Origin of the sequence: Myxococcus vastator (assembly GCF_010894475.1) — a bacterium.
GTDB lineage: Bacteria > Myxococcota > Myxococcia > Myxococcales > Myxococcaceae > Myxococcus > Myxococcus vastator.
In genome coordinates, this window is the sequence record NZ_JAAIYB010000221.1 from 1 (window position 1) to 13,264 (window position 13,264).

At 69.2% G+C, this 13,264-nt stretch carries 10 protein-coding genes; 3 read left to right on the top strand and 7 right to left on the bottom strand.

The annotated features are described in order from the left end of the window. The 3 genes from G4D87_RS21445 to G4D87_RS21455 all read left to right on the top strand — a co-directional run. Positions 1–1,628 (top strand): methyltransferase (locus G4D87_RS21445; RefSeq protein WP_163783924.1); only part of this gene is annotated, 1,628 nt, incomplete at its 5' end. A 37-nt stretch (positions 1,629–1,665) separates the two neighbouring features. Continuing rightward, entirely contained in the window at positions 1,666–2,355 is a 690-nt protein-coding gene (locus G4D87_RS21450) for a DUF2071 domain-containing protein (RefSeq protein ID WP_163783925.1), read from the top strand. Further along, a complete protein-coding gene (locus tag G4D87_RS21455; RefSeq protein WP_163783926.1) occupies positions 2,352–3,320 on the top strand; it encodes an alpha/beta fold hydrolase in 969 nt (322 codons plus the stop codon). The genes G4D87_RS21450 and G4D87_RS21455 overlap by 4 nt, the downstream gene beginning before the upstream one ends. 54 nt (positions 3,321–3,374) lie before the next feature. Here G4D87_RS21455 and G4D87_RS21460 read toward each other — a convergent pair whose 3' ends face one another. The 7 genes from G4D87_RS21460 to G4D87_RS21490 all read right to left on the bottom strand — a co-directional run. Beyond that, positions 3,375–5,213: an AMP-binding protein gene (locus tag G4D87_RS21460; protein WP_163783927.1), complete on the bottom strand. Its 1,839-nt coding sequence runs from the start codon at positions 5,211–5,213 to the stop codon at positions 3,375–3,377. 19 nt (positions 5,214–5,232) lie between these two features. Continuing rightward, complete coding sequence (locus G4D87_RS21465) at positions 5,233–6,039, bottom strand: enoyl-CoA hydratase/isomerase family protein (protein ID WP_163783928.1); 807 nt, start codon at positions 6,037–6,039, stop codon at positions 5,233–5,235. Between the two features lie 508 nt (positions 6,040–6,547). Beyond that, positions 6,548–7,882, bottom strand: a complete 1,335-nt coding sequence (locus G4D87_RS21470) for a M12 family metallopeptidase (protein ID WP_205507670.1) — start codon at positions 7,880–7,882, stop codon at positions 6,548–6,550. 417 nt (positions 7,883–8,299) lie between these two features. Beyond that, the gene (locus G4D87_RS21475) at positions 8,300–8,992 is read right to left on the bottom strand and encodes a helix-turn-helix transcriptional regulator (RefSeq protein WP_163783929.1); all 693 of its coding nucleotides are present in this window, start codon (positions 8,990–8,992) and stop codon (positions 8,300–8,302) included. 11 nt (positions 8,993–9,003) lie between these two features. Then, entirely contained in the window at positions 9,004–10,125 is a 1,122-nt protein-coding gene (locus G4D87_RS21480) for an epoxide hydrolase family protein (protein ID WP_163783930.1), read from the bottom strand. A gap of 184 nt (positions 10,126–10,309) precedes the next feature. Further along, positions 10,310–11,734 carry a DUF1552 domain-containing protein gene (locus G4D87_RS21485; RefSeq protein WP_163783931.1) on the bottom strand — a complete coding sequence of 475 codons (1,425 nt, stop codon included), beginning with the start codon at positions 11,732–11,734 and terminating at the stop codon, positions 10,310–10,312. Beyond that, positions 11,731–13,264 (bottom strand): DUF1592 domain-containing protein (locus G4D87_RS21490; RefSeq protein WP_240358475.1); only part of this gene is annotated, 1,534 nt, incomplete at its 5' end. The genes G4D87_RS21490 and G4D87_RS21485, both read right to left, overlap by 4 nt.

The window sequence follows — 13,264 nt, forward strand, 5'->3', positions numbered from 1 at the left end:
GAGAGTGGGAGACGGCGCTGGAGGCGCTGGGTGCGCTGTACGTGAAGGGAGTGGAGGTGGCGTGGGGGGAGTACGAGAAGCCGTACGCGCGACGGACGGTGGCCCTGCCCACGTATCCCTTCCAGCGGCGTCGCCACTGGCACGCCGCGCCCGCGCCCCAGCCGCGCGTGGCGTCGGCCTCGGCGTCCGTGGTCCGCGTGGCCTCGCAGCTCCAGGCCTCGAGCGAGACGGGCAGCGTGGGCGTGGCGGACGTGTACTCCGACTTCGGCCGCTCCTTCGAGCGCTTCAACACGCGCGGCCAGGAGCTGTACCTGCACTGGGCCCCGCTGCGTGAGGTGCCCCAGGGCTTCTCCTGGCTCAAGGTCTTCTACCCGGACCTCTTCCCCGAGGACGACCACGTCCACTTCGAGCGCGTCTACGGCGAGGCCCTGCGCGAGCTGCGCGCCGTCACCTACCGCGCGGTGGACTTCTCCTCCATCCGGCGGGTGCTCGACATCGGCTGCGGCTACGCGTCGGACCTCATCGACCTGGCGAAGAACCACGCCCACCTCAAGCTGGATGGCTACAACATCACCCTCGCGCAGGTGGAGGCGGGCGCCCGCAAGGTGAAGGAGCACGGACTCCAGGACAGCATCCGCCTCTTCAACCGCGACAGCTCCCGCGACGAGTTCCCGGACCAGTACGAGCTCATCCAGGCGTTCCAGGTCATCCACCACATTGAAGACAAGCGCGGCGTGCTGGACAACATCCAGCGGCACCTGGCCAACGGCGGCCTGTTGGTGGCCTCGGACATCGTCTCCACCGTGGATGAGACGCTCCGCCACGAGGAGTCCGAGGCGCACCTGCTGCCACGCAAGGCGTGGGCGGAGCTCTTCGCCGAGGCGGGCCTGCGCATCATCGGCTGCGTGGACCTGAGCCGCGAAATCAGCAACTTCTTCGATGACCGCGAGTACGACGCCGCCATGGCGCGGCTCAAGCAGAACATCACCGCCGCCGAGAGCGCCTTCATCGTGGGCCCCCACATGCTGGGCAAGCTGCTGGGCACGGGGCTCGCGCAGTACCTGGTGCTCACGCTCCAGAAGGAGCCGTTCCTCAGCCGCGACGTCCTGCGCTCGATGAACCAGCGCTACCTGGAGGCGCCCCAGGCCTACGCGGACATCGTCGCCCACGCGGACGCCGAGGGGCGCTTCCCGCTCGAGGCCCCGCGCTCGGCGCCCATTGCCGCGCGCTCCACCGCGTCCCCGGGCGCGCTGGCGCTGTCAGAGGACCCCGTCAAGGCGAAGCGCCAGCTCCAGGCCTTCCTGGAGGAGCGCATCCGCCAGGTCCTCCGGCTCGCCAAGGAGGACCCCGTGCGCTTCGACGCGACGTTCATCTCGCTGGGCTTCGACTCCTTCACGGGGCTCCAGCTCAAGAAGGTGCTGGAGAAGGAGCTGGGCCTGTCGCTGCCCATGGCCCAGCTCTTCGAGGACTTGAGCCTGGCGGACCACGTGGAGCGGATGCTCGCGGGGCTGAAGCGCGCCGCCCCTGTCGCCGAGCCGCCGCGAGCCGCGGACGCGCCGCCCCTGGACGTGGACGGCATGTCCGAGGACGAGGTCAACGCCCGCCTTCAGGCCCTGCTCCATTCCTAGCTGTCATCTCTTCACTCCAACGCAACGCCCAACGCTCATGAGCCTGAAAGACCTCCCCATCACCCTCGCCGGCAAGCTGCACGACATCGAAATCGTCCACTTCACGGTGGACCTGGATGAGATGCGGCAGCACATCCCCTCTCAGTTGAAGGTCCGCTCGGTGGGCGGAAAGTCCGTGGTGTCGCTGGTGAACGTGACGCCGCACAACATGGGGCCCCAGTTCCTGCCCCCGGCACTGCGCCCCACCTACCAGGCGTTCCTCTTCCGCACCCTGCTGGAGGACGCCGAGTACAACGAGGAGAAGCAGGACAAGGGCCTGTACTTCACCGCGGTGCGCTCGCCCAGCTTCATGGCCCGCGCGGGCCTCAAGCTCTTCACCGACATCGTCATCGAGCCCTGCGTCACCACGCGCACCGGGGACCGCGTGGACCTGCGCACCGGTGACCGCTTCGTGCGCTACGAGCTGGATGACCACGCCCCGGTGACGGCCGACCCGGAAATCGAGGACATCGCCAACACGCTGGACCGCGCCTATACCGTCAACGCCGAGGGCGTGGTTCGGCGCGTCGTCATCGAGCGCTACCGCTGGCCGCTCAAGCAGGTGCACTGCAAGGACTTCGCGACCAACTTCTTCAAGTCCGCCGAGCCGCGCGCCTGCTACAAGGTGACGGAGATCGTCGACTACATCTGGAAGCCCTTCGAGGTCATCTCGAGGCCCCGCGCGTGAGCAGCCCGCTGCCCTACTCGGGCTCCGAGTACTGGAAGAACTACCTGCTGCGCTGGTACGGCGGCGAGGAGACGCTGCGGCAATGGACGCGGCACGTGCGCGAGAGCACGTACCGCGGACAGAACCGCTCTCACGCGCTGGACCTCTATCCGGGCGCGAGCCCCGAGCGGCCCGTCATCATCCTGGTGCCGGGCTCGGTGTCCTACGGACGGCTCTTCGCCTACCCGGCGCTGCTGCTGCGCGAGCGGGGCTACAACGTCATCACCTTCGACTTCGAGGGCTGCGGCCTGGACCGCCACGGCCTGGGCGACTACACGCTGGAGGCGCACGTGCGCAACCTGGTGGACGTCATCCAGCGCGCCCGCCAGGAGTTCCGCGGCCCCGTCGTCACCTTCGGGCTGAGCTTCGGGGGCATGACGTCCTATCTCGCCGCCGAGCGCACGCCGGTGGACGCCATGGCCTGGTACGCCTGCGTGGACCCGAGCGACCGCGAGTTCATCCAGACGGAGTTCAGCCCCGGCAAGGCCATGCCGCTGGTGGTGAGCGCCTTCCGGGGGCTGGCGAAGCTCCTGCCGACGGTGCGCGTGCCGGTGAAGGCCTTCCTCCAGTACTCGCGCCTGTCGGACTCCGTCGAGTTCAACGAGGCCTACGGCAAGGACCCGCTGGTGGGCGGAAGCTGCACGCTGAGGGCCATGGTCAGCGTGATGTCCGACTACCGGAAGAGCGTCCCCTTCGGCGACGTGCGCTACCCGTTCCTCGTCATGCATGACCAGAACGACCGGATGTTCCCCATGAAGTACAGCCGCAAGACGTACGAGCAGCTCGGCGACATCCCCAAGGCCTATGTGGAGCTGTCGGGGCAGGGCCACTGGCCCACCACCCCCGAGGGCATGAAGGCGCTCGTCGCGCCGCTCGACACCTTCCTCCAGGGCCTGCCCCTGGGGGCGAGGGCCGTCGGCGCCTGACGTCCACGCAAGCAGCCGGGCGGAGCGCGCGCCCGGCGCTTTCGTGGACAGCGCTCAGTCCAGCACGAGGACGCGGGGGCCGGGCCCGGGGGCGAACAGCTCCCGCACCAGCTCCGCGCGATTCTCGCGGACGACGCGCTGATTGATGGAGCCCTTGTCCGTCAGCTCGTGCGCGTCGAACGACGGTGGCTCCGCGAGGAGCAGCAGTCGGCGGATGGCCTGGGAGGAGCCCGGGAAGGCGCGGTTGTGGCCCTGGAGCGCCTCGCGCAGGCGGGCCAGCACGTCCTGGCGCGCGTGCGGCGGCACATCGCCCTGGGCCGGCCCGAGCAGGGTGGTGATGGCGGTGGGGTTGAGCCACGCCAGCACGCCGACGGCCTCCTCGCCCAGGCCGCAGACGACGCAGTCGGAGAGCAGCGGCGAGGTGGCGCTCAACACCTGCTGGCGCAGCGCGCTGGCGGCCACGCGCGTGCCGGTGTCGAGCTTGAAGTCCTCGGCCAGCCGGCCCGCGAAGACGAGCCCCGCCTCGGGCCGCGCCGGGTCCAGGAAGCGCACCGCGTCCCCCAGCTCGTAGAAGCCCTCCTCGTCGAAGCCCTGCCTCCCCGTCGGCTCGAGGTCATGGCCCGGCGTCACCGTGGGGCCTCGCACGCGCAGGGCGTAGCGGTCCTCGGTGGGCACCAGCTTGAGCTGGACGCCCGGCAGGGGCAGCCCCACCAGCCCCGTCTCGTCGGTGGTCCAGTGCACCTGGGTGATGCACTGGGTCTCCGTGGCGCCATAGATGGTGGTGAAGGGGATGCGGTGGCCCACCGTCCGCACGGCGAGCGCTTGCAGCTCGTGCGCGACGGGCGCGGGCAGCGCGGCGCCTCCGTAGGCCATCGTCTCCAGGCGGCGGAAGAAGGCGTGGCACAGCGCCTCGTCGGTGCGCAGGGCGTCCACCAGCATGCGGAAGGCGATCGGGACGGAGGAGAACTCCGTGGGCGACACGCTCTGGATGTTGGCGAGGGTGCGCTCGAAGAGCCCGGGCATCGGGCGGCCCTCGTCCAGGTACACGGTGGCCCCGCGCAGGAGGTTGTGGTTGAAGCCGATGTTGCCGCCGCCCACATGGCTCCAGGGCATCCAGTCGAGGATGACGGGCGCGGGTCGGTCCGAGGCGGGCTGCTCCAGCGCGGCCCAGCTCGCGAGCTGGTGGCACATCATCCCCTGCGTCTGCGCCACGCAGCGGGGGCGCGCGGTGGAGCCCGAGGTGAACATCCACTTGGCCACCGTGTCGTGGCGGATGCGCTCGATGGCGTCGTCCACCGCCGGCGTCGGCGCCGTGTCCAGCCAGGCGGACAGCGGCGAGTGCCGGGGCACGGCCGGGGTGCCCGTGGCGGTGACGACCTCCACGCCGCCAAGGTCCAGGGCCTGGAGGGCGCGGGCGAAGCGGTCCGCGTCATCGGCGTAGACGACGGCGGGCCGGCACACGGCGAAGGCGTGGCGCAGCTTGCCGTGGTCCGTGCTCCACAGCGAGAAGGGCACGCTGATGGGCGCGACGGGGACGCGCGCCATCATGGCTCCGAGCATCACCACGGCGAACTCGATGGAGCTGCCGGAGAGCATCATCACCGAGCGCCCCTCGGCCAGCCCGCGCGACAGCAGGGCCTGGGCGACGGCGCGCGCGCGTTGGTGGACGTCCGCGTACGTCGCCTGCCGCCAGGCGCCGTCTGCCGCGCGCTGGGCCAGGAAGACGCGGTCTGGGTGGGCGCGGGCCTGGCGCGCGAGGACATGGACGATGCTGCGCTCGACGTCCTCGTAGGCGTAGCCGCTCTCCAGGAGCAGCGCGCCATCCGGGCGGGACTGGACGCGCACGTTGGGGCCGCGCATGGCGAGGGGACGGTAGGGGGCGTGGGTCATCATGGGGGTCTCCTGGTGGCGTTCAGCGGCCCTTGAAGCAGGCGGGGCGCTTCTCCAGGAAGGCGCGGGGGCCCTCCACGGCGTCCTCGGTCTGGTAGATGGGCTCGGCGAGCTCCAGCTCGCGTCGCAGCGCGTCCTGGAGCGGCAGCCCCTGGCACTCGCGCACGGCGCGGCGGATGAGGCGCACGGCCACCGGGCCGTTGGCGGCGATCTGCTCGGCGAGCTGGAAGGCGGTGGGGAGCAGCTCCTCGCGCGAGACGACGCGGTTGAGGAAGCCGAGCGAGAAGGCCTGGGACGCGGGGATGAGCGTGCCGGTGAGCAGCAGCTCCATGGCGTGGGCCTGGGGAAGCTGCCGGGGCAGGCGCACCGTGGAGCCGCCCGCGGGGAACAGGCCCCACTTCACCTCCTGGAGACCGAAGAGGGCCTCGTGGCAGGCCACGCGCAGGTCCGCGGCCTGCGCCAGCTCCATGCCCCCGGCCACGGCGTGGCCGTTGATGGCGGCGATGACGGGCTTCTCGCAGTCGAAGTCGCGCAGGATGGCCTTCCAGCCGAAGCTCCGGTCCGCCACCAGCGCCTCCTCGTAGCGGTCTCTCGGCTCGCGCGCCCCGGACAGGAGCGGAATCGTCTTCACCAGGTCCGCGCCCGCGCAGAAGGCCTTGTCGCCCGCGCCGGTGACGATGGCCACCCGAAGCGCCTCGTCGCGGCGCAGCCGCTCCCACGCCTCGGCCAGCTCGTACGCCATCTGCGCGTCCAGCGCGTTGCGCGCCTCCGGACGGTCCAGGGTGATGAGCGCCACATGGCCCTGCACGTCGAAGCGGACTGTCGCCATTCGGAGTTCCTCGCGCGGAAGAGAATCCCCCAAGGCTACCTTCTCTCAGAGTGAAAAGCGCCCACTCCGAGGCTTTCCCGGCTCACCCCCGGGGCCGCTCGTGGAGCAGGGGGCGCACGCCGCAACCCGCGGCAGCTCGGCGGAGACGGGCCGCACGCGGAGGCTCATGCCCGGGGCCCGTGAGGCCGGGACATGCGCAGCGCGCCGGGGTGCGGGGCGTTGTAGGCGTATTCACACGCAGCCCAGGGGTTGTTTCCGGCAGACTGAGCACGGCGGCAACAGGAAGTCCTGCTGCACACTCCAGGGGCGGAACTTCTTGCTCATGCCCGGCATTGACCACGCGGGCCTCCCTCCAAGCAAGGCCCCTTCGCGATTACCGCGACACGCTCCTGGCTCCACGCGGTCATCACTGGCAGATCCATCAAGGATTCGGCCGCTGCGTCGCGGGCCGAATCCCTGGTGTTGTTTCAAGGCGAAGGTCCGGGCGTGAATCGCGCGGATGCTTCGCTCACGGGAACGCGACGGTGAAGATGTTCGCGGCGCCCAGGTAGGCGCCGCTGGTGTTGACGGTCACTCCACCACCGCCGCCGCCCTCCGCTTCCCAGTACATGGGGTAGCCGAAAGAGGGTGTGCCCAGGACCACGCCGTCGCCGGTGTCGATGGTGGAGAGACCCGTGCCGGTCATCTTCCACATGCGGAAGGTCTGCCAGGTGCCGGGCGCCATGGACAGGGAGTCCAGCGTCGAGCCGCCGCCGTTCGTGGCCTGGACGAAGTTGCCATTGATGGTCTGGAGTTGGACGAAATCGCCCGCCTCCAGCTCATTGCCGTCCAGGTCCACCAACTGGAACTGCTCCCAGGGGCCCACGGCGACGCGATTGGCGTTCACGATGGCGCCACCGCCGCCTTCGGCCACCACGTAGTGGCCGGTCGAGGAGCGCAGGGTGATGGTCCTCGAGTAGACTCGCGTCATGGTCACCACGTCGAGCGTGCTCAGCGCGTTGCGCTGCCCGATGGACTGTCCATTCCGGGCCTCGATGGTAGGGCGCCCGTTCCACGAGCCCTGCATTGGGCCGTAGTGCATGATGGAGCCGTAGTCGTAGCCAAAGTAGTCGTCGTCGTTGTTGTTGTTCTGTTGGAAATGGGTCGCAGCGCCTGGCACCATGTTCTCCCACCGGATGATGACGTAGGTGTCGCGGTCCTGCCGATTGTGCTCGTGGTCGAGTCCCAGGACGTGTCCGAGCTCATGGACGATGGTGCCGGTGCTGCAACTGCCATCCAGCCACGTTCCTTGCTCGCCACCCTGACGTCCATAACTGGAGTAACACCCGGAGCCTGACTGGATGCGAAGATAGTCAGGGTATTGCGCCGCGTTGCTCGCGGTGCGGGGCACGAACCGGATGTGGGTCCGGCCATGCCAGTGATTGATGGCGTCCTGGATTCGATTCTGGTTCGCGACGCCCGGATCGATGGTGTAGGGCACCACGGCGTTGGGCCAGCGGGAGTTCGGGTCGGTCTTGACGAGGCCCTGGGCTCGGGGACCCGAGGACGGAAGTCCCTGGGCCTTCAGCTCGCGCACGCGCGCCTCCATCTGCTTCACCGTCCCCAGGACCATGTCGCCCTCATGGATGGCCAGGCCATCCACCTCGGCGTACGTCACCGGGAAGTACCCTCCCCGCTCCACGTTCCAGGCATAACCCTCGCGAAGCGGAGCCCCCACAGGCACTCCGGCCGTCTCGGGGTCCAGCCTGGGGTTCGGCGCCGAGGCCTCCTCGCCACAGGCAGACACGAGCAGGCTCGGGATGAAAAGCACCGCCAATGCGGAACTTGAGAGGTTTCGCGACATGGTGTCTCCACTTCTTGTAAGGGTTCCAGCCGTCCGCATAGCAGAGTGCGTCTGGGGTTGTGGTGGAATTCGTGTCTTCACCTTTGTTGTTGCCATGGCCGCGGGCCAGGTTTGGCTGGGTCGGAAAATACATGTATGTAAAGCCATGGGGGTGTGGGGTTGCGACGGGGGTTGCTCCCATCCTGATCAGGCTGCGCGCCGAACGTCGGCCCTGTGCGGCGCAAGCATGAGGTGCTTGGCCGCGTCCCACCGCTCCGAGAGCACCAGGGTGGGCTTGCCCCGAAGCGGCCCGGTCAGGCGCAAGTCGGTCTCAAAGCCAACCCGATCAGCGCGGCGCTCAAGCGACAACTGCTGCTGCGCTCGCCCAACCAGGCGGGGTGACGCCCAAGGAACCGCGAATCAAGAAGGTGGCTGTCCTCAGTCGGGATACAGGCGTTTCCATTCCTCCCGCCATTCCCGCGCCAGCACGGACCGCTGGCGGCCGTAGCGGGTCTCGGTCGCCGAGGCCGCGGTGATGCGGTCGACGCGGAAATGGCGGAAGGCCTGGCGCAAGCAGCACCAGGCGGCAACGAGCTGTTTGCCCTCGTGAAACGCGAGCTGCACCGGCCAGATGTCGCGCTGGCTCGGCTGGCCCTTCCCGTCGGCATACACGATGAGGAGCGCCTTCTCTTCGCGAATGGCCCGGCGCACGAGGCCGAGCACCGGGACAGGCGCAGACCCGCCGCGCATCAGGATGGGCCAGAGCCCGGTGTCCTTCATTCGGTCGCGCAGATCGTCGGGCGAGGCGGTGGCGATCTTGCCCAGCGCATTGCGCGCCGCCCCGGCAAGGCCGGCATCCGGCTGGGCCTCGACCCAGCGGGAGCCGAGCACCAGCGCCTCGAGTTCCTCGGCCGTGAACATCAGCGGCGGCAGGAAGAAGCCCGGCTTCAGCATATAGCCCACGCCCGCCTCGCCAACGATGGGCGCGCCAAGACCGATGAGCGTCCGCACGTCGCGATAGAGCGTGCGCATGGAAACACCCTGTTCCTCGGCCAGCGCCGCCGCAGTGACGGGGCGGCGGTGCCGGCGAAGTGCGTCCATGACTGCAAAGAGGCGTTCGGTCTTGTCCATGCGCGCGCGGCTCACCTGATGGTGCGATAGAAGGCCCGGATATCGGCCGCGTAGTGCTCCGGAGCCTCGAGTGCTGGGAAGTGCCCGGCCTGCCGCGCCTCGGTCCAGTGGACCAGGTTCTGCAAGTGCCGTTCGCCCCAGGCGCGCGGCGCGGGATTGTCGACGTCGGCGGGCACCAGCACGCCATGCTTCACGTCGTGGCGGGGCATCGGCGCCAGCAGGTCCTGATCGGCGAAGGCCTCTTTGTACAGCCGAACCGATGAACCAATCGTCTGGGTGAACCAGTAGACCGAGAGCAGCGTGCAGAGGTCGTCGAGCGAATAGACGGACTCGAGGCGGCCGTCCTGCAGCCGGCTCACGCTGTGAAACTTCTCGATGATCCACGACGCCAGGCCCGCGGGTGAGTCGTTGAGGCCGACGGCGAGCGTCTGCGGCTTGGTGCCGTGAAGCATGACGTAGGCGCCCTGCGTGAGGGCCCACAAATCGACGCGCCGGAAGTAGTCCACTTCTTCGGGCGTCGGCGACTCCGGCCGCGGGTACCCCGAAAAGACGTTGAGGTAATGCGCACCCATGAGCCGGCCGGGATGGTTGCGGACCAGGCTGAAGCAGACGCCGGAGCCCAGGTCCGAGCACGCAATGAGGAACTTCTCGTAGCCCAACCGGGTCATCAGCTCGGCCCAGCGATGACCCATGCGACTCATGTTCATGCCCTTCTTCGTCGGCCGGCCCGAGAACCCGAAGCCCTGCAGCGAGGGGATGATGACGTCGAACGACACCCCGTTTCGCTCGGCGGTGAGCAGCGGAATGAGCGGCAGGAACTCGACGAAGTTCGATGGCCAGCCATTGGCAAGGATGATGGGAATGCGGGCTTCGCCCTGACCCGGCGCATGAACGAAATGAACCCGCTCGCCATCGATCTCCTCGATGAATTGCGGAATCGCGTTGAGGCGCTGCTCGGCGGTGCGCCAGTCGAACCGCTCCGCCCAGTGGGTGACCAACTGCCTGAGCAGCTCCGCATCGGTGCCATCGTCCCAGCCGACGCCTTCGACCGCTGCGGGGAAGCGAGTGGCCTTCAGCCGCGCCCGAAGGTCGGCGAGCTCGGAATCGGAAATGGCGATGGTGAATGGGCTCATCGTGCGGCTCCTTGGTTTGTGCATCCCAAGGTTGTGCCCGAGGTGTGCTGACAGGGTGTGTCAGCAGTGTTCGGTCACACGCTCGCCCAGCCAGGCGCTTGCCCCCGCTCCACGGACAGCGTGGTCACGCTGCCTGAACGACCTGCTCCAGCGCCGAACACTGGAGCAGGCCGCAATCGTCCACTCAGGCGATGAGCTCGGAGAGCACGCCCTTGGTTTGCGTCGGGTCGCCGAAGTCGTCCAGGTTCCCGCCGGCCGCGTTCCTCAGGCCCACGGCGGTGCCAATCGTGTTCAGCATCCGGTTGTGGTTGGGACTGCCGCCGCCCGACGCCTCGACGTAGACGCCCTGCTTGAGGAAGCCATTGCAGCTCCCCGCCAGGACGAAGGGCACATTGCGCGCCGAGTGCGCCGGCCCGTTGCCCAGGTCGTTGTACCAGACAGCCACGCCGTGCTCGATGAGGCGCTTTCCGTCCGGCATCTGGTAGGCCACCAGCCGGTCCAGGAGGTGCTTGAAGGCGCTCGCGAACTGCACGTCCACGTGGTGGTGCAGCAGGTCCGAGCCGGTGATGATGCCGCCGCTGGAGTCGTGCGACGAGCGACGGTGGGACACGTAATGGAAGTTCTCCATCAACTGCCCCGTGTCCGGGTTGCGGTAGCGCGTGTCGCCGTCGTTGCCGTTGCCCACCTGGATGACGGCCGCGCGGTTGGTGCCGCACGCCATCGCCATCACGGCGATGTCCATGTGCAGCCTGGCGGTGGCGAGCACCTCGGTGCCGTCCGTGCTGTCATAGCCGGGCGCCTGCTGCTGGAGGATGAGCTCCTGGTCCGCGCGCATGCGGCAGCTCAGGGCGACCTCCAGGTCCCGGACGTTGGACAGGTGCAGGTCCAGGCGCTCATGGTCGGACGCGCTCAGCTCGGGGCGCTGCTGGAGCGCCTGGAGCTGGGCCTTCACCAGGTCGTTCACGCTGCGCTGCCGGACGAGGAGCTGCTCGCGAGCCTCGGGAGTCAGGCCTCCCGGGCCGCCAATCATCGTCTGGTACGCATTCCACGGGTCATGCAGCGCGGCCCGGCGCACGTTGCTGCTCCGGTAGGAGAGGCAGGGCCCCCCGAGCCAGCCGCCACGCCGGCCCGCGTAGAACACGAGCGAGTCACGCTGCTGCGGATTGAGCTCGCGGCCGATGCGGTGGTCGATGGACTCGCCTCCGGACTCGGAGCCGCCGCCCGCGCCCTCCACCACGGGGCCCCGCGCGGTCAGCCCCTGCATGGCGCCGCGGGCGTGGCCGTCCCCGTAGTTGTAGTCCCGCATGTTGACGTTGCGCACCAGCAGCAGGTGCTCGCGGTGGTCATTGAGCACGCCCACGGCCCGCCCGGCGATGCTCTCCGCGGTGAGCGCGCCCAGGGCGCGCGGCCAGAAGCGCTCCGGCTCCGCGCCGAGCTCCGACGTCGTCTGGGCCGAGGCGACGCCGTTGGCCTGCCGGAAGAAGATGGCGTACGGCAGCGCCCCCGAGTCCGCCGCGCGGGCGGTCCTCGGCATCAGCCCTTCGAGGAACGGCAGGCTCAGCATCGTCCCGCCCAGACCCTTCAACACCATCCGGCGACTCAGCTTCATGGCAGCTCCTCCGGGTGGCGATTCACGAAGCCCTCGCTGGTGACGACCTCCACGACGAGGTCGACGATGGACAGGTTGCCCGCCTGCGACAGCTTTCCGAGCCGCTCCACCAGCGGCACATCCTCGTCGGCGAACGGGCGCCCGTGGAGGTACTCCACCCAGTGCCGCGCGTAGCACGCATGCACCGCCTCATTGGCCGCGAGCGCGTCCGCCAGGTCGAGCGCGTCGCGCACCGGCACCGTCTCTCCGTTGATGTTGGGAGTCGAGCTGGCGTCCACCGGATGTCCGTTATCCGTGGTGCGGTAGCCGCCGATGGCGTCGAAGTTCTCGAAGGGGAAGCCGAGCGGGTTGATGAGGGTCGAGTGGCAGCTGGCGCACGGCGTCCCTGGCGCTTCGGTGTGCGAGGCGACGACCTCGCGATTGGTGCGGCCCTGGGGGGCGGGGAGCGGTGGGATGTTGGCCGGCGGCGCGCCAATCTTCCGGCAGATGATGCGCTCGGACACGAAGACGCCGCGGTGGATGGGGTCCGGGTCCACCGACGTCGCGTGCGAGGCCAGGAAGCCCACCTGGGTGAGCACGCCCTTGCGCTCGCGCGAGTCCAGCGTCACGGGGACGAAGTCGGCGGTGAACGCGCCACTCAGCCCGTAGACGCGCGCCAGCTCGTCGTTGACGAAGGTGGCCGGCGAGGTGAGCAGGTCGCTGTAGCCGCCCTTGCGGGAGAAGACGACGTCCTGGACGAAAAGGGTCGTCTCCCGGGCCGCGTACTCCCCGAGGCGCTCGGACACCTGCGGGTAGCGCGTGAGGGAGGGCCGGATGGCGGCATAGCGGGGCACGTCGAAGAGGGTGCTGTGGAAGGCCTCCACCACCTTGTTCGAGCGCGCGTCCTGGAGCATGCGCCGTGCCTGTGTGGCGACGCCCTCGCGGGAGTGCAGGGTGCCCTCGCTCGCGGCGGCGAACAGGGCGTCGTCCGGCATGGTGCTCCAGAGGCCGTAGCTCAGCCGCGAAGCCACTTCGTAGTCGTCGAGCGGCACCCGGTCCTGAACGGCCTCCGTGCTGCGCTCCACGCGGTAGAGGAAGTGGGGCGACTGGAGGAAGGCTTCCATCACCAGCCGGATGCCACCCTCGAAGGCCGACATGTCCGCGTAGGCCTGGGGCCCCTTGCGGTACAGCCCGAGGTAGCTCTCCACCTCTTCGGACGTCAGCGGGCGCCGGTGCGCGCGCAGGCCGAAGGACTCCACGAAGGCGCGGGCGCGCTCCTCTTCGGTGGTGGCCGACGGAGGCAGCAGGCGCGCGAGCTTCGTCGCGTCCGTCGTCACCTGGCCGGCGAGCTCCGCGGCGGCGCGCTGGTAGGCGCCCCAGAGGGCCTCGTCGACGGAGAGGGCGCGCGCATCGTTGTCAAAGAGGAAGCCGCTCTGGGAGGGGTCCGCGCGGAAGGTGCCCGCCAGCGTGGTGGGCGGTGCGTCCAGCTTGAGCAGCTCCTGCACGCTGTGGGTCCACTGCACGTGCGTCAGGCGCGCCATCCGCACGGAC